Source organism: Butyrivibrio sp. (genome assembly GCF_024699075.1).
This window is the reverse complement of the sequence record NZ_JAILQF010000452.1, coordinates 1-17,027: the sequence shown is the minus strand read 5'-3', so window position 1 is coordinate 17,027 and position 17,027 is coordinate 1. Positions and strand designations below refer to the sequence as shown.

General features: G+C 38.4%; 14 protein-coding genes. 13 read left to right on the top strand and 1 reads right to left on the bottom strand.

What is annotated here, in order from left to right; genetic code table 11:
* The coding region (locus tag K6G87_RS17840; protein WP_296840300.1) for an ATP-binding cassette domain-containing protein at positions 1 to 149 on the bottom strand (149 nt) is incomplete at its 3' end.
* Between the two features lie 205 nt (positions 150 to 354).
* Between K6G87_RS17840 and K6G87_RS17835 the strand changes: the two genes are divergently transcribed.
* The 13 genes from K6G87_RS17835 to K6G87_RS17775 all read left to right on the top strand — a co-directional run.
* Positions 355 to 1,002: a redox-sensing transcriptional repressor Rex gene (locus K6G87_RS17835; RefSeq protein WP_296840297.1), complete on the top strand. Its 648-nt coding sequence runs from the start codon at positions 355 to 357 to the stop codon at positions 1,000 to 1,002.
* Between the two features lie 205 nt (positions 1,003 to 1,207).
* Complete coding sequence (locus K6G87_RS17830; protein ID WP_296840294.1) at positions 1,208 to 1,861, top strand: hypothetical protein; 654 nt, start codon at positions 1,208 to 1,210, stop codon at positions 1,859 to 1,861.
* Between the two features lie 14 nt (positions 1,862 to 1,875).
* On the top strand, positions 1,876 to 3,486 hold the full coding sequence (locus tag K6G87_RS17825) for an NAD(P)H-hydrate dehydratase (protein WP_296840291.1): 1,611 nt from the start codon (positions 1,876 to 1,878) through the stop codon (positions 3,484 to 3,486).
* 25 nt (positions 3,487 to 3,511) lie between these two features.
* Positions 3,512 to 4,711 carry an alanine racemase gene (alr, locus tag K6G87_RS17820; RefSeq protein ID WP_296840290.1) on the top strand — a complete coding sequence of 400 codons (1,200 nt, stop codon included), beginning with the start codon at positions 3,512 to 3,514 and terminating at the stop codon, positions 4,709 to 4,711.
* 6 nt (positions 4,712 to 4,717) lie between these two features.
* Complete coding sequence (locus tag K6G87_RS17815) at positions 4,718 to 6,055, top strand: hypothetical protein (RefSeq protein ID WP_296840288.1); 1,338 nt, start codon at positions 4,718 to 4,720, stop codon at positions 6,053 to 6,055.
* Positions 6,056 to 6,309: 254 nt separating this feature from the next.
* Positions 6,310 to 7,668, top strand: coding sequence for a hemolysin family protein (locus tag K6G87_RS17810; protein ID WP_296840286.1), 1,359 nt, complete (start codon positions 6,310 to 6,312; stop codon positions 7,666 to 7,668).
* Positions 7,669 to 7,726: 58 nt separating this feature from the next.
* Positions 7,727 to 8,467, top strand: coding sequence for a YebC/PmpR family DNA-binding transcriptional regulator (locus K6G87_RS17805; protein WP_296840284.1), 741 nt, complete (start codon positions 7,727 to 7,729; stop codon positions 8,465 to 8,467).
* Positions 8,468 to 8,516: 49 nt separating this feature from the next.
* Entirely contained in the window at positions 8,517 to 10,778 is a 2,262-nt protein-coding gene (locus K6G87_RS17800) for a hypothetical protein (protein ID WP_296840281.1), read from the top strand.
* Between the two features lie 88 nt (positions 10,779 to 10,866).
* Entirely contained in the window at positions 10,867 to 13,785 is a 2,919-nt protein-coding gene (locus K6G87_RS17795) for an insulinase family protein (protein WP_296840279.1), read from the top strand.
* Between the two features lie 24 nt (positions 13,786 to 13,809).
* On the top strand, positions 13,810 to 14,736 hold the full coding sequence (gene era / locus K6G87_RS17790; protein WP_296840277.1) for a GTPase Era: 927 nt from the start codon (positions 13,810 to 13,812) through the stop codon (positions 14,734 to 14,736).
* On the top strand, positions 14,717 to 15,400 hold the full coding sequence (gene recO, locus K6G87_RS17785; RefSeq protein ID WP_296840275.1) for a DNA repair protein RecO: 684 nt from the start codon (positions 14,717 to 14,719) through the stop codon (positions 15,398 to 15,400). Before era ends, recO begins: the two co-directional genes overlap by 20 nt.
* Before the next feature lie 235 nt (positions 15,401 to 15,635).
* Positions 15,636 to 16,247 carry a hypothetical protein gene (locus K6G87_RS17780; RefSeq protein ID WP_296840274.1) on the top strand — a complete coding sequence of 204 codons (612 nt, stop codon included), beginning with the start codon at positions 15,636 to 15,638 and terminating at the stop codon, positions 16,245 to 16,247.
* Between the two features lie 27 nt (positions 16,248 to 16,274).
* Positions 16,275 to 17,027, top strand: a 753-nt coding sequence (locus K6G87_RS17775; protein WP_296840272.1) for a glycine--tRNA ligase, incomplete at its 3' end; no start/stop codon positions are given.

The following is a 17,027-nucleotide window of genomic DNA, read 5'->3' as shown; positions in this document are numbered from 1 at the left end:
CCTATGATCATCTTTAAAAGGGTAGTCTTGCCGGCTCCGTTGATGCCGACGATTGCTGCCTTCTCACCTGCTTCTATATGAAAAGATATTCCTTTAAGTATGTCCTTGCCGTCGAAGGACTTACATATATTGTGACATGATAGTAACATATTATACCTCTCAGTTATTATTTAAATGCGCTAGCTACTGGGCTTTTGGTCACTCAGTAAGCGGCGTAGCGCTAAAAGACTATGTGATGGTAACAGCAATATATTACACTTCTTCAAACATATTTTCAATTGACTAAAGTTTAACGAAACGCTACAATTAGAGTGATACAAAATTAACAATAATAACAGATCAGGAGGAAGGCGCATGGATAAGGAAATATCCCAGGCAGTAGTCAGCCGCCTGCCCCGTTATTTCAGATATCTTGGTGAGCTTAAGGCTAGTGGAGTTGAGAGAATTTCATCTCAGGAACTTTCTGATATCATGAAGGTAACAGCTTCACAGATAAGGCAGGATTTCAACAATTTCGGTGGATTTGGACAGCAGGGATACGGTTACAATGTCGAGTATCTTTACGAAGAGATCAGTAAGATACTTGGTATTGATAAGAAGCATCAGCTCATCATTATAGGTACAGGTAACCTTGGTACGGCTCTTGCAGGATATACTAATTTTTCCACAAGAGGTTTTGTATTTAAGGGTGCATTTGATTGTGATCCATCTCTTCAGGGCAAGAAGATTGGAGATGTGGAGATCCGTCCTATAGATGAGATCGAGGAATTTATAAAGAAGAACAATATTGATATTGCTGTTCTGACAATTCCTAAGGATCAGGCTGTTCCTATGGCTGAGAGACTTATAAAAGCAGGAATCAAAGCAATCTGGAATTTCGCACATGTAGATCTGGATGTTCCGGAGAATGTTCAGGTTGAGAATGTTCATCTTTCAGACAGCCTTATGAAGCTTTCATATAATATAAACCGTTATGAAAGATTTCATGGAAAGAAAGGTTGATAATCCTGATCTAAATAAATAGAAGAATGTATTGGCAGGCTACGCCGGGGCTAAATGGATGTTTGTCCCTGCAAGCCTGTCATTTATATTGTGTGGATAGTATAATAAAGGTGGAGTCCTAATCTGATTTGCCTGTTTGGCCGAAATACAAAATGGTGGTTTTCATTGTTTGAGATATAGTCGTACCTAAAAAAGGAAGGATGCTATGTCCAGAGAAGAAGATGTCTACATGCCTGCGCTACTTGGCAAAAATATACCAATAGTAACAACAGATGATAAGTGGAAAATGCTTTTTGGCGAAGAAGGTGTAAGTGAAGAGATTCAGTCTCTTGCCAATGAGCTTAATAAGCTCGTCGATGAGCAGGCCAGGTTCAAACAGAAGATCAAGGATATAAAGCGTCTTAAGAAGACACTTTTGGAAGAAGTAATAAGTATATCTGACAGGCTTAATAAAGGAGATAAATCTGCCGGTAAAGAGCTTGATGACAGAAAGAGACTTATAGGTGACTGTAATACTCAGATAGAAGCACTGGAGGATCAGCTTATTGGCATGCCCCGTGAAATCTATCAGCTTAATTACAAGGTCATGGTAGCTTCAATGTCTGTTTGCTATGAAAGACTTCATAGAAATACGGATGAGATCAATGAGATTGATGAGTGGCTATCTAATACAAGAAAAGAGCTTAAGAAACAGGTTATAAGACTTCAGGAAGGCGAGATGGAGAATTTTAATCTATATTCATACATGCACTCTATCTTTGGACCTGAAGTTGTTGATATATTCGATATGGAATATGATCCTGAAAGAAATCACAGGATACGTACGCCAAGTGCCGATTCAAGACAACCTGGTTTATAAGTAGAAGGGGAATTATGCAGTATTTGGTAACAGCTGAAAAGATGAGATCCTGCGATAAAAATACTTCAGAGCACTTTGGAGTTCCATCCATAGTGCTTATGGAAAGAGCGGCTCTTGCAGTAGCAGCCAGAATAAGTGAGTGGAAGAGTGCTATGGGCGTATCCAGAGCATTTAATGTCCTTATTGTCTGCGGGCATGGCGGCAATGGCGGCGACGGAATAGCGATAGGAAGAATCCTACATCAGCACGGCTATAGAGTTCAAATAGCGCTTGTTAATGATAAGGATTCCAATCCTGATACTGTTATGCAGAAAAAAAGTGCCAGAGCATATGGAATTCCAATGGACACTTTTTCCAATGTAAGAGCCACCAAATCACAAATGGAATGGGATATCATAGTAGATGCTGTCCTTGGAATAGGCTGTGCGCATGATATTGAAGGCGAATATGCTGATGCCATTATGTATATCAATGAGTGCAAGAAGCTTAAGGATGAGTCCACACTTGTAGTAGCAGTTGATATTCCATCCGGAATTGATACCGATACAGGAAGTGTGCATAAGCTTGCTGTGAAAGCTGATATGACTGTTACCTTTAATTTTGCCAAGATGGGTCAGCTATTGTATCCTGGAACTGAATATTGTGGACAGCTGTTTGTAGAAGATGTTGGAATCACAGTGGACGGCTTTATGGGTGAACTTCCGGAATACTTTTTCTTTGACGAGGGGCCTGAAGATCTTTTGCCAAGGAGAGTTGGATATGGTAATAAGGGGACTTTTGGTAAAGTTCTTGTGATTGCCGGAAGTGATACGGTAAGCGGGGCCTGCCTTTTGTGCACCAAAGCGGCTTTTCATACAGGCGCTGGCATGGTCAAGGTGTTTACGACATCTTCCAATGTTGAAGTAATAAAGCAAAATGTTCCTGAAGCAATGTTTGATACATATGAAAATATAGAGACCAGGGACAATATTGATAGTATCAAAAGTATACTGTTAAAAGACATGGAATGGGCTAGTACTATTGTTATAGGCCCCGGCATAGGAACAGGAATGGTCTCAAAAGCTATTCTTGAAACTGTTCTTGAGGAATTTGATAAGTTCCTTGTTGCTGATGCGGATGCGCTAAATCTTATCGCAGAAGATGATAAGCTTATGGAGCTTTCCAAAAACTATACAGATTCTGAAGACAAGCAACTGGTTATGACGCCTCATGTTGCGGAATTTGCAAGGCTTTATAATGCAGTGCTTTTAAGAGGTGGCGATAAGCCTGTTTCTGTTTATGATGTTAAGCAGAATATTCTGAAGTGGCCACAGGTACTTTCGGAATATTTTAACTGCGTTGTGATCTGCAAAGATGCAAGATCTGTTGTATCAGGCAGTGACAAGAAGCAGATGTATATTAATATTTCCGGTAACAGTGGCATGGCTACTGCCGGATCAGGAGATGTACTTGCAGGTATTCTTGGAGCATTAAGTTCCAGAAAGCTGGGAGGTTTTCAGACTGCCTGTATTGGAACCTTTATACACGGACTTGCCGGTAATCGTGCATCTTCAAGGGTTGGGGAGTATTATATGACAGCTAGTGATATAATAAAAGAGCTGGCAAATGTTCTTCCAGAAAAATAAGCTAGGATAGGAAGTATTCATAAAAATGAATTCACATGAAATTATTAGCAGACAGAAGCTTTCAGAGGAGATGGCTTTAAAATATCCAAGGGTATGTGCTGCAATTGATCTTGATGCCATACTTTCAAATATGCGTTCGATGCATGAAAACCTGAACGCAAAGACCAAGATGATCGCAGTAATTAAAACCGACGGATACGGCTTTGGAGCTGTTCCTATCGCTAAACTTCTTGAACAAGAGGATTATATTTGGGGGTACGCTTCAGCTACGGTTGAAGAGGCAATGGAGCTAAGGGATAATGGCGTTAAAAAGCCTATACTTATTCTTGGATATACATTTCCATTTTCTTACGATACCCTTATAGATAATGAAATAAGACCTGCTGTATTCAGATATGATCAGCTTATGGAGCTTGAACAAAGAGCTGAAAAGAAAGCAGCATCTGGCTGGAATGGCAAAGTCAGGGTCCATATCGCGGTAGATACTTCAATGTCGAGAATCGGCATACGTCCTGATGATGAGGGAGCAAAATTTGTTCAAAAGGCTCTTTCAATGAAATATATAGAGGTTGAGGGAATCTTTACTCATTTTGCCAAGGCTGATGAAAAGGATCTTACAGATGCCATTTCCAAAAAAGATATTTTTGCAACTTTTATAGAAAGAGTTGAGAAGGAAAATAACTACAGGATCCCGCTTCATCACTGCGCAAATTCTGCCAGTATCATACGTATTCCTTCTGCACAGATGGATATGGTAAGAGCAGGTGTTACAATGTATGGAATGAGACCATCTGAGGATGTTCCTACAGATATAGTTAAAATAGTTCCTGCACTTGGATTATATTCTCATATAGCTTATATTAAAGATGTACCTAAAGGTGTTGCTGTCAGCTATGGCGGAACATATGTAACTGATAAGCCTACAAGGATTGCTACAATTCCTGTTGGTTATGGAGACGGATATCCAAGAAGTCTTTCCAATAAGGGCTATGTACTGATTCACGGTAAGAAGGCTCCTATACTTGGCCGTGTATGCATGGATCAGTTTATGGTGGATGTCAGTGATATACCACAGGCTTTAGAAAACGACGAAGTTACGATCATAGGATGGAGTGGTGAAAGGCATATATCAATTGAAGAACTGGGAGATTTAAGCGGACGCTTCAATTATGAGCTGGCCTGTGATCTTAATCCGAGAATTCCTAGATTGTACATAAAGGGATAGGGGTTTATGCTTTTTATAAGTGTACTTGTTACCATATTTATGACTATATTAAAAGCATATGTATGGCTGCTTAAACAGATGTTTAGGCTTATTTGGAATGTTTATAAATTGTTTTTGTGTTTATTCCCGGCTGCCGGTATTGTACTGGCAGCTCTTGTTGTATTTGAATGTGCAGGTTATTTTACCGGAAGTGATTATATAGGACAGGTAACAGAGATTGTAGAAGAGTACGTTCACGCAGCATCGCCCATGCCGCTTGGTGACTTTGCTCCTAGTGGTAAAGAAGGCGGAGAAGCTATGCAGGGAGTAAGCGATGTATCAGGATATGCACAAAGTCTTACAGATAATCTTACAAGCGGCCTTTCGGACAATATCGAAAGCGGAGTTGATGATATAACAAAGAAGGTTACCAATACACTTCTTGAGTCTGCAACCTCCTGGTGGGAAGGAATCCTTGAACAGAGTGAGCAGAAAGCTTATTCGATAATAGCCTGGGCTATAACAATCCTTATTGGTATTCCTATTTTCCTTGGACTTCTTCTTATATCGGCAGCAGCAAGCGGTATTGACTTTATCGGAATTGCTATAATCTGCGATCTTGTACTATATATAGCAAGAAGCATCTTTGGAATGACAAGTCCTTTCAAGCAGTTTAGAAAAAGATATTGTTTTCTTTTCCATACAAAGCCTTTCTATGATCCAAGGTATGAAGATTCTTATCAGGACTGGCTAAAACGTCATCATGATGAATTTGAAAATGATACCTTTGGAACTAAAAAAGCTGTGAATAGTGATTATGACCCTGATGAAGATTATGACAGAATGGGGTACAGAAATTACGAAGGAAGGCGAGTTACAAGAAAAGAAGCGGCAAGGATCAACAGGCTTAAAAAGCGCCAGCAAAAATATGACGAATATTATGATGACTACTATGATCGTCTTGAAGATGAAGAAGAGGCTGAGTACGACAGAGTAAGGACTCGTAGAGATCATCGGAATAGTAATTATCAGGATGATTACTATAATGATGACTACTATAATGATGAAGATAATCGTTATGACAGCATAGATGATAGAAATGACCGTTATTATGATGACGGCCGTGAAGACGATTATGAACAAGACAGTTATGACGATGATTATTATGAAGAAAAGAAGAGTAGTAAGAAGAATGTTTCTTATTCATCCTTTGACTTTTTTGCCGGATGTAAGACAAGAGACGGAGTAGTCAAAAAGTATCATTCACTTGCAAAGCTTTATCATCCGGATAATCTTGAAGGAGACTCTGCTGCTATTCTTGAGATCAATCGCCAGTACAAAGAAGCTATGAGAAAATATAAATAGGCAATTAGGAAATACAAATAGGATATTGGGGAATATGAATAGACTATTAGAATATATAGACTTTTTGTATTAAGTTTTAGCGCCCTTACTATTACATGAATTTTGGAAGAAAACGATTAAAAGTTATGCCAGATGGCAAAATCTTGACTAGTATTTGCTGTGATGCTATAGTTTAGATTGACGTTTCATGTGCCAAGGCTCATGAACTGTTATGTACCAAACAATATTTTTTGACTAAAAGGAGATGAATTTATATGGACGATGGCGGACCCTCTGCCTTATATTTTGTGGGAGTGGCATTGCTGCTGATACTCGATGTTATAGTTTACGGTTTTGGGGCAGCACTACATAATCTAAAAGCAGAAGACCTCTTTGGCGAAGCTTTAGAGGAAGGAGAAGAACCATCCGAAGAACAAAATGAAAAGCTGCAAAGCCCTGGGAATATTTTCTTATCAGGCCTTATCAGTAATCCGACTAATTATGTCAATACTGTTCAGTTGCTTGTATTCATAATGAATATAACTATCGGGCGTTTCTATGTTGAGCATTTTGGAAATATAGCAGGAAGCGTGCTTTTTCCGTTCAATGAAACTGCGGCATCGGTTTTAGGACAGATAATTGTTGCTTTTCTTCTTTTATATGTATTTTTGTCAATTGGCGTACTTCTTCCCAAGAAGCTTGCCAGAAGACATCCCAAGGGCTGGGCTAAGATTCTTTGGCCTTTTATCAAAATCCTTATGACTGTATTAAAGCCTTTTACAAAGCTTATAGAGGCTACAGTGCGTGGAATCATGTATCTGGGCGGTATTAGGGATTTTGACGATGATACTGATGTTACTGAAGAAGAAATAAGATCGATGGTTTCTGAAGGTCAGGAGCAGGGTGTGCTTCAGGATTCAGAAGCTAACATGATCACTAATATCTTCGAATTTTCAGACAAGGAAGTTCGTGATATTATGACTCATCGTAATGATATATGTGGAATTGATGGAACGATGAGCCTTGAAGATGCTATTTCGTTCATGCTTCAGGGTAATAATTCCAGATTTCCTGTTTTCCTTGATAATATCGATCATATAATTGGTATAGTTCATATAAGAGATGCGGTTCAGAAAGATTCTGAACCAGGCAATGAGAAGAAAGAGATCAGGCAGATACGTGGACTTATGCGTCAACCTATGTATGTACCTGAGACAAGAAATATCGAATCACTGTTCCACAGCATGCAGTCCACCAAGACTCAGATGGCAATAGTCATAGATGAATATGGTCAGACTGTTGGACTTGTTTCAATGGAAGATATTCTTGAAGAGATCGTCGGTAATATCATGGATGAGTATGACGAGGATGAGAGCTTTATTACACCATCCGGAAAGCCTGGTGAATTTGTAGCTCTTGGAAAGACTCCTATAGAGACTGTAGAAAAGCGCTTTGGAATTGATCTTCATGAGGATGAGTTTGAAACTCTGAATGGTCTTCTTATTTCAAAAATGGACAGAATACCTGAAGAAGACGAGAAGTATGATACAACAATCGATGGATATAACTTCAGTATCTTATCTGTTCAGAATCATATGATCACCAGCGTGGCGGTCAAAAAGATAATTGTTTAAAACGCGGAGCTGATTGCTTCGTAATATTATATTTTTTACGGAAGGAAAGGTTTTAAAGATGTCAGGACATTCAAAATTTGCAAACATCAAGCATAAGAAGGAGAAGAACGACGCTGCTAAGGGTAAGATCTTCACAGTTATCGGACGTGAGATCGCAGTTGCTGTTAAGGAAGGCGGCCCTGATCCGGCTAATAACTTCAAGCTTGCTACTGTAATCGCAAAAGCTAAGGCCAATAACGTACCTAATGATACTATCGAAAGAGGTATCAAGAAGGCATCAGGTGATAACGGAGCAGTTGATTACAAATCAATTACTTACGAAGGATATGGTCCTGGCGGAACAGCTATAATCGTTGAAACTCTTACAGATAATACTAACCGTACAGCTGCTAATGTTAAGAGCGCATTCACAAAGGGAAAAGGTTCAATGGGAACTCCCGGATGTGTATCATTCATGTTTGATGAAAAGGGTCAGATCATCATTGATAAAGAAGAATGTGCTATGTCAGCAGATGATCTTATGATGGCAGCTCTTGATGCAGGTGCTGATGACTTCAAGGAAGAAGAGGATTCATACGAAATCCTTACTGCTCCTGAAGCATTCCAGGGAGTTGTAGAAGCTCTTACTAATGCTAAGATCGAGACAGTTTCTGCAGAAGTAACAAGAATTCCTCAGAATTATGTTCAGGTAACAGACGAAGAGAATGTTAAGTGTCTTAGAAGAATTCTTGATATGCTTGATGATGATGATGATGTACAGAATGTATATCACAACTGGGATGAGCCAGACGAGGACTAATATTACTTAAAGCTTAGGGACTTAAATTTATAAAAATGGGGGATCGGAAATGATACTGAAGAAGGATGCACCTTCGTATGTTATCTGGGCATTATTTGCTGCATTTAATGTATTACTGATTGCTGTATTTGGGTTATATTCCGGTCTCTTTCCAACTTCGGATACAACTGAAACGATGCTTTTCACCGGACTGTTTACAGTTCTGGTTGGAGGCACGTGTCTTGTTGTATCCTTTTTAATTGACAGACTTTCTGTTTATTTTATGCAGAGTAAGGAGATTGATTCTGATCTTCTTTACAGGATTATATTTGTACTTATATTGATAGGAGGAATATGTCTTAGAGGATATATTCTCTATAAAGATGGATTTTATATAAAATCCGGTAATCTTTTATTTCAGACTGCTTCTGTTACAAATGGTGGAGTGATCAAAGCTGAAGCACTCTGGAAGCTCTTTTATCTGGTTCTGATGAGGGTGGTACTGTATTTTACAGGAGATATTGAAGTAGCTGCTCTTGTATACCAGATGGTTATCAGAATTTTATTCTTTGTTCTTATAGGAATTGCAGTAAAGATAATGACAGGGCGTATTTCGTCTTTGATAGTCCTTTCGTTTCTTATGTTCCTTCCGCCTTTTATAACAGTTCATATTTTGGATGCAACTTCATTTTTTGAACTGTTTGTGGCTCTTGAATTTATATTCCTTGCTTTATATTTTAGAAGCATGACAAGACCGGGCAAAAAGTCTGTAGTCAGATTTTTCCTTTATTTCCTTCTTGGAATCTGTCTTGGAGCTTTATTATATATGGATGCTGGGACTATCCTTTTATGGGGCCCTATGATATTGCTGCTTTTTGATATTAAAAAGATCAAGAAAGTGCTTCTTAGCTTTTTGTGTATAATAATTGGCGCTGTCTCAGGGTTCGTAATGACACTTATCTGCTGGGATGGCTACAAAGTTATTTGTCCTGCTTTTGACAGGTGGTATTCAAAATATTTTACCGAAGTTCTTTCGATTGAGAGCTTTGAAGTTATCGGAGAATCAAGCTCATCTGTTTATGCGGCTTTATATCTGATTCTTGCGATCATAATGCTTAGTGCAGTATTTGCATTTCTTTTCCATAAAAATACTACGCGCCTTACGCCTGTTATGTTGGCGGCTCTTCTTGTATGTCTGCTTGCTCCTATTATGGGAGAAACAAATATAAATACACTCAGAATGATGACACTTATGTGTATTATAGTGATCGGAGGAGGAATTGCCTGTATGCTGACTTCTTATGATACTTCTGATTTTGATCTCCTTCTTGGTGATATAGAGGATAAGGCTCTTGAATTTGATGAGGCTGAAGATACTGCAGAATCTGGAGCTGAATCAGTAGAAACAGAATCCGAAGCTGAAGCAGGCGAAGCAGAAGCCGAAGCTGAAGCAGGCGAAGCAGAATCTGGAGCTCAATCAGATGAAGATGAGTCTGAGACTGGTGAAACTGAACCTAAAGAAGAATCCGATAATGGCGAAGTAGAATCCGAAGCACAATCAGGTGAAAATAAATCTGAAGAGAACAAAGAGATCTCTGAAGAAAACATAGGGGTATCTGATGAAATCAGAGAGATTACTGGCGAATCAGAAGAATCTCTTGACGATGAAGCAAATGCTACCAAAGCAAAAACAGATACATTAGAAGCGCTCATTGAAAATGATAATGCTGAAAACTTTGAAGAAGCTATTGGAAATGATAATGCTGAAAACTTTGAAGAAGCTATTGAAAACGATAAGTTTGAAGATTTCAAAGAAATCAGTGAAGACAATAACGATATAGATTTTAAAGAAAACAGCAAAGACAGTAACGATATAGATTTTGAAGTAAATAGCAAAGATAGTAAAGATATAGAGTTTGAAGAAAACAGCAAAGACAGTGACGATATAGATTTTAAAGAAAACAGCAAAGACAGTAACGATATAGATTTTAAAGAAAACAGTAAAGTTAATGAAAATATAGATAAAAACAGAGATGAAAAATCAGGTGCAGGAGATATTTTATCAAAGACACTTGAAAATAATTCTGATGTATTAGACAATACAACAGAAACTGAAAATATAATAAGGTACGTTCCTGAAGGAATGGTAGTTCCTATGGATACAGAAGTTGATGAGACTCCAAGACTTGGCAGGAAGGATATTCTTGAGAGACGCCGCAATATCTCTAAGATGCGAAATCCTTACGGCAAACTTAAGGTTGGACGTAAAGTTATTACAGACAGAGAATTTGATATAGAAGTTACAGATGGAGATGATTTCGATCTGTTCTGATATACTGAGCGGTATGCGCTGCGAGCACCACAGACCGTTAGATATATATACTCGCGATATTAGATAATGAAGGGAAATAAAAGTATTTATGACAGTTAATGAATTAACAGCTTACGAAGTTTTAGAGCACAGAAGAATAGAAGATCTGGGAACAGACAGCTATATTTTAAAACACAAAAAGACAGGAGCTCGTGTAGTTCTTCTTCCCAACGAGGATGATAACAAGGTATTTTATATAGGTTTTCGTACACCACCTACAGATTCTACAGGTGTAGCTCATATCATTGAACATACAGTTTTATGCGGATCTAAAGATTTTCCTGTTAAGGATCCTTTTATAGAACTTGCCAAGGGCTCTCTTAATACATTTCTTAATGCTATGACATATCCTGATAAGACAGTTTATCCTGTTGCGAGCTGCAACGATGCTGATTTTCAGAATCTGATGCATGTTTATCTTGATGCAGTTTTTTATCCTAATATTTATAAGACTGATAAGATCTTCAAGCAGGAAGGTTGGCACTATGAGATGGAGAATAAGGATGATGATCTCAAGGTCAACGGTGTTGTTTATAACGAAATGAAGGGTGCATATTCTTCACCTGATGATATTCTTGATAAGGGCATCATGAATTCTCTTTATCCTGACAATACTTATAATATAGAGTCAGGCGGAGATCCTGATTTTATTCCGACTTTAACTTATGATCAGTATCTTGATTTCCATAGAAGATATTATCATCCTTCAAACAGCTACATCTATCTTTACGGCAATATGGATATGGTCGAGAAACTCAGCTATATAGATGAGCAGTATCTGTCTCATTTTGATTATCTTGAGATTGATTCAAGCATAAAGCCGCAAAAGCCATTTGAGGCAACATCTGTAGTTCATAAGGATTATTCTATTCTTAAGACAGATGATATTAAGGATAATACTTATCTGACAATGAACTGGTCTGTTGGTAATAGTCTTGACAGAAAATTATATATTGCATTTGACGTACTTGATTACTGCCTTGTTTCAGCCCCGGGAGCAGTTCTTAAGAAGGCTCTTATTGACAAGGGCATTGGTAAAGATGTTTACAGCGAGTATGAAAATGGTGTTCTTCAGCCATTTTTCTCAGTAATTGCCAAGAATGCCAATGGCGATCAGGCCGAGCTTTTCAAGAATACTATCATGGAATGTCTTGAAAATACTGTAAAAGAAGGCCTTGATAAGAAGGCTCTTGAAGCGGCTATTAATGTAGATGAATTCAAGTACAGAGAGGCAGATTTTGGAAGATTCCCCAAGGGACTTTTATATGGTCTTCAGGTTCTTGACAGCTGGCTCTATGATGATATGAAGCCATTTATTCATATTGAAGCAGGTGATACTTATAAAGAGCTTAGAAAAGAGATCGAAGGCAATTATTTTGAAGAGCTTATACAGAAGTATCTTATAGACAATACACATTCAAGCATGTTCATTATGGATCCTGTTAAGGGTCTTAATGAGGAAAAAGAAGCTTCTAAAGTTGCTGAACTTCAGAAGTACAAGGAAAGTCTTTCAAGTGAAGAGATAGACAGGATTGTAAGAGAGACTATTGAGCTTAAGGAATACCAGGAAGCTCCGGATAGTGAGGAAGATCTTAAGAAGATCCCTATGCTCACAAGAAAGGACCTTAGAAGAAGCGTAGAACCTTTTATCTATGAGGAAAAGAAGGCTGGAGATAATGTACTTCTATTCCATGATATTTTTACAAATGGTATAGATTATCTTAACTTTGTATTTCGTATGGAAGAGGTTCCTTATGAGCTCTTCAAGTATTCGGGAATCCTTAAGAGTGTGTTAGGACTTGTAGATACAAAGAATTATTCTTATGGCGATCTTTATAATGAGATCAACATGAAGACTGGCGGAATAACAGCAAGTGTAGGTTCATACACAGACAGACGTGATCTTACTAAGTTTGCTACCACATTTGAAATTGCAGTTAAGGTTCTTCCATCAAACATTGATCACGCTTTTGATCTGGTAAAAGAGATCATAAAGACATCTAAAATTGATGATTACAAGCGTATGAAAGAAATTCTTGATGAGAAGAAATCTCATATGGAGGTTGATCTTCAGACTGCAGGACACCGTGCAGCTGCACTTCATGCTACATCAGGATTTTCAAAGGCAGGCAGCGTTTCTGAAAATCTGTCAGGAATTACCGGTTATCGTCTTGTTCAAAAGTATGCAGAGGCCTATGATGAGAAGGCTCATAAGGAACTGGTAGAAAAACTTACAGAGCTTATGAAAGTTCTTTTCCGTAAAGAGAATTTACTTGTGAGCTTTACAACAGATAAGAAGAATTACGATGGAATAGAAGAAAAGGTTGTTATGTTTGCAGATTCTCTTTATACAGAGGATTGCCAGAAGGGATGCCTTGAATTTATTCCTGAAAAGAAAAAGGAAGCGTTCATGACTCCGGGACAGGTTCAGTATACTGCACTTGCCGGTAACTTTAGAAAGAACGGTCTTGAGTACACTGGTGCCCTTCGCGTTCTGCAGGTAATGATGGGATATGATTTCCTTTGGAATAATATTCGTGTTAAGGGCGGAGCTTACGGCGTTATGGGCGGAGCAGCTCCTAATGGAGATTCATATTTTGTAACGTATCGTGACCCTCATCTTAAGAGAAGTCTTGATGTATTCCATCAGGTTGCAGATTTTGTCAGAAATTATGAGGCTGATGAGCGTACACTTACAGGATTTGTAATAGGAGCAATTGGTGAGATGGATACACCTAAGACTCCTAGTGCAAAGGGTTCCTATGGACTTATGGCATATATGTGTCATGCAAATCTTGATAAGATGCAGATGCATCGTGATCAGATGCTTGATGTAACTGTAGAAGATATAAGAAAACTTGCAGATTATGTAGAAGCGTTTGAGTCAGATGATTGTATCTGTGTAGTAGGAACAGGCGAAAAGATCAATCAGCACAAGGATCTTTTTGATAATATAGAAGAACTTTAATAAGGCTCTTCAAAGAGGATTTATATGGATAGTAATAGTTTTAAAACAGGTTTTATAGCACTTGTGGGAAGACCAAATGTAGGTAAATCCACACTTATGAATAATATGATAGGTCAGAAGATAGCGATCACTTCTAATAAGCCTCAGACTACAAGAGGCCGTATCCAGACTGTATATACAGATGACCGCTGTCAGATGATCTTCGTGGATACACCCGGAATACATGAGACCAAGAATAAGCTTGGATCATATATGCTTCATATTGCGCAGAAGACACTTGAAGATGCAGATATGATCTTATGGCTTGTTGAACCCACTGACTTTATAGGACAGGGTGAAAAGTATATCGTTAAGCAGCTTAGGCGCTGCAAGCAGCCGGTAGTCCTTGTTATCAACAAGATTGATACAGTTAAAAAGGACCAGCTTCCTAAATTCATTGATACTTACAAAAGAGAAATGGATTTTGCTGAGATAGTGCCTGTTTCTGCAAGAAAAAAGGAGAATATCGATACTTTAAAGGATGTTATATGCAAATATCTTCCTTATGGTCCGGCTCTTTATGATGAAGATACTGTAACAGAGGAACCTGAAAGGGATATAGCTGCTGAGATCATAAGAGAGAAGGCTCTCAGACTTCTCCAGGACGAGGTACCGCACGGAATCGCTGTTACAATTGAGAGAATGAGAGAAAGAGAAGGCTATTTATCTGATGATGGTAAGCCTCTTCTTGATATCGATGCAACCATTATATGTGAAAGAGATTCTCATAAAGGTATTGTTATAGGTAAAGGCGGCGCCATGCTCAAAAAGATAGGAAGCCAGGCCAGAGTTGACATTGAAGATATGACTGAGTGCAAGGTTAATTTGAAACTATGGGTTAAGGTTCGCAAGAACTGGAGAGATGACAGTTCTCAGATGAAGCATTTTGGCTATGATGAAAGAGACATTTGACTCTGATAACAGACTGATCGTAAACGGAATGATCTTAAAGCACAGACCTGTCGGCGAATATGATTTTGCAGTGACGATCCTGACCATGGAACGAGGCAAGATAAGTGCTTTTGCAAGAGGGGCAAGAAAACCCGGAGGCAAGCTTTCGGGCAATGTTGAACCTTTTTGCTATGGGTCTTTTGTCCTGTATGAGGGAAGAAGTTCTTACAATATTATAGAAACAGATATAGTCAACTATTTTGAACCTTTCCGCCGGGATCTGGAGGCTACCTGTTATGGGACGTTTCTTCTGGAACTGGCGGATTATTATGCAACAGAAAATAGTGATGATAGGGAACTTTTAAAACTTTTATATCTGTCTCTTACAGCATTTACAAAGGATGTTTTTGACAAAAGACTTGTAAGATGTGTCTTTGAGCTAAGAGCCCTTGTAATTGACGGACAGTATCCCGGAATTCCTTATGGAAGAGATTATCTGGATGCAACTAAAATGGCCCTTGAGCATATAGGTAGTGCTGATCTTAAAAATCTTTTTACATTCAAATTAAGTGATGAAGCCTTAGAAGAGCTGATAGATATAACTCAGATGTACCGTGACAGATTTGTTGACAGGCAGCTAAAGAGCCTTGATATGCTGGATGTAGTTGAAAACAAAGGCATATAAGAATATGACATTCATAGAGGTATTAGAAGTTGAAAAATGAAGGTACCTCTATTATAATCATGTAATGTGCGCATTATTAGAATTTGAATTTTGTGATTTTGTGAAGCAGCAGCCAATAGAACCTTCGATGAAATAGAATTTGGATGGTTCTGTTACTGTAGTTTGAATCTATGATTTAATATTTTATAACAGCAAATATGTTTAACTCAGAAGAAAAGACGGCAGGTATAAGACGATGATAAAAGATTATAAAATTAATATGCGTAAATTTGTCTGCGTACTGATGCTGGCCAGTCTTGCGATAACAGGATGTGGCAAGAGCAGTGATATTACAGAATCTGAAATAACAGCTGTTTATGTGGGCAAAGATGGTAATGTAATAAATACTATAGTAGAAGATTTCTCGGCTTCTTATTATGATGTTAATGAGATGAAGACGGAGATTGAAGAAGAAGTCAGTTCTTATAATTCTGCTAAAGGACAGGATCTTATAACGCTTCAGGATGCTGTAATGGAAGATACCAATGTCCGTGTTACCATGACATATAAAAATGCCGCGACCTATTCAGATTTCAACAGTGTTATATTCTTTTATGGAACATATGAAGATATGACTGCTTCAGGTTATAGCCTTCCTTCAACTTTGACCAACTCAAAGGGTGAAAAGATAGATATTTCGGCTATCTCTAATGACCAGAAGGTTATAGTAATGGAAGAGAAGATAGGATTTTTTGCACAAAGTAAGATTGCATATGCTTCAGCTGGAGCTGTTTGGAATGGAAATACAAATGTAGATTTATCTGCAATACAGGACGATTTGTGTTATATTGTACTGAAAGCAGATTAACGAATAAAGATACAGGAGATAAAGGAAATGAAAGCAGAAGAGAAGACAATGGACAAAGTTATTGCACTGGCTAAGGGCAGAGGATTTATTTTCCCCGGTTCTGAAATTTATGGAGGTCTTGCAAATACTTGGGATTACGGTCCGCTTGGCGTTGAATTCAAAAATAATGTCAAGAAGGCATGGTGGAAGAGATTCGTACAGGAGAACAAGTACAATGTAGGTGTTGATTGTGCTATTCTTATGAACCCTCAGACTTGGGTTGCATCAGGACATCTTGCCGGCTTCTCTGATCCTTTGATGGATTGTAAGGAATGTCATGAGCGTTTCAGAGCAGATAAGATCATTGAGGATTTTGCTGCAGATAATAATATTACTCTTGAGTCATCAGTTGACGGTTGGAGCCAGCAGCAGATGATGGATTTTATTAATGACAACAATATTCCTTGTCCTACATGTGGTAAGCATAACTTTACTGATATCCGTCAGTTCAACCTTATGTTCAAGACTTTCCAGGGCGTAACAGAAGATGCTAAGAATACAGTATATCTTCGTCCTGAGACAGCACAGGGTATATTTGTAAACTTCAAGAATGTACAGCGTACAACACGTAAGAAGCTTCCTTTTGGTATCGGTCAGATTGGTAAGAGCTTCCGTAACGAGATCACACCTGGTAACTTCACATTCAGAACACGTGAGTTCGAGCAGATGGAGCTTGAGTTCTTCTGCGAGCCTGGTACAGACCTTGAGTGGTATGAGTACTGGAAGAACTTCTGTAGAGAT

What these genes read in the sequence shown, in the direction of transcription:
- K6G87_RS17835 (WP_296840297.1), top strand. Translation starts at nt 355, where the DNA reads ATGGATAAGGAAATATCCCAGGCAGTAGTCAGCCGCCTGCCCCGTTAT.
- K6G87_RS17830 (WP_296840294.1), top strand. Translation starts at nt 1,208, where the DNA reads ATGTCCAGAGAAGAAGATGTCTACATGCCTGCGCTACTTGGCAAAAAT.
- K6G87_RS17825 (WP_296840291.1), top strand. Translation starts at nt 1,876, where the DNA reads ATGCAGTATTTGGTAACAGCTGAAAAGATGAGATCCTGCGATAAAAAT.
- alr (WP_296840290.1), top strand. Translation starts at nt 3,512, where the DNA reads ATGAATTCACATGAAATTATTAGCAGACAGAAGCTTTCAGAGGAGATG.
- K6G87_RS17815 (WP_296840288.1), top strand. Translation starts at nt 4,718, where the DNA reads ATGCTTTTTATAAGTGTACTTGTTACCATATTTATGACTATATTAAAA.
- K6G87_RS17810 (WP_296840286.1), top strand. Translation starts at nt 6,310, where the DNA reads ATGGACGATGGCGGACCCTCTGCCTTATATTTTGTGGGAGTGGCATTG.
- K6G87_RS17805 (WP_296840284.1), top strand. Translation starts at nt 7,727, where the DNA reads ATGTCAGGACATTCAAAATTTGCAAACATCAAGCATAAGAAGGAGAAG.
- K6G87_RS17800 (WP_296840281.1), top strand. Translation starts at nt 8,517, where the DNA reads ATGATACTGAAGAAGGATGCACCTTCGTATGTTATCTGGGCATTATTT.
- K6G87_RS17795 (WP_296840279.1), top strand. Translation starts at nt 10,867, where the DNA reads ATGACAGTTAATGAATTAACAGCTTACGAAGTTTTAGAGCACAGAAGA.
- era (WP_296840277.1), top strand. Translation starts at nt 13,810, where the DNA reads ATGGATAGTAATAGTTTTAAAACAGGTTTTATAGCACTTGTGGGAAGA.
- recO (WP_296840275.1), top strand. Translation starts at nt 14,717, where the DNA reads ATGATGAAAGAGACATTTGACTCTGATAACAGACTGATCGTAAACGGA.
- K6G87_RS17780 (WP_296840274.1), top strand. Translation starts at nt 15,636, where the DNA reads ATGATAAAAGATTATAAAATTAATATGCGTAAATTTGTCTGCGTACTG.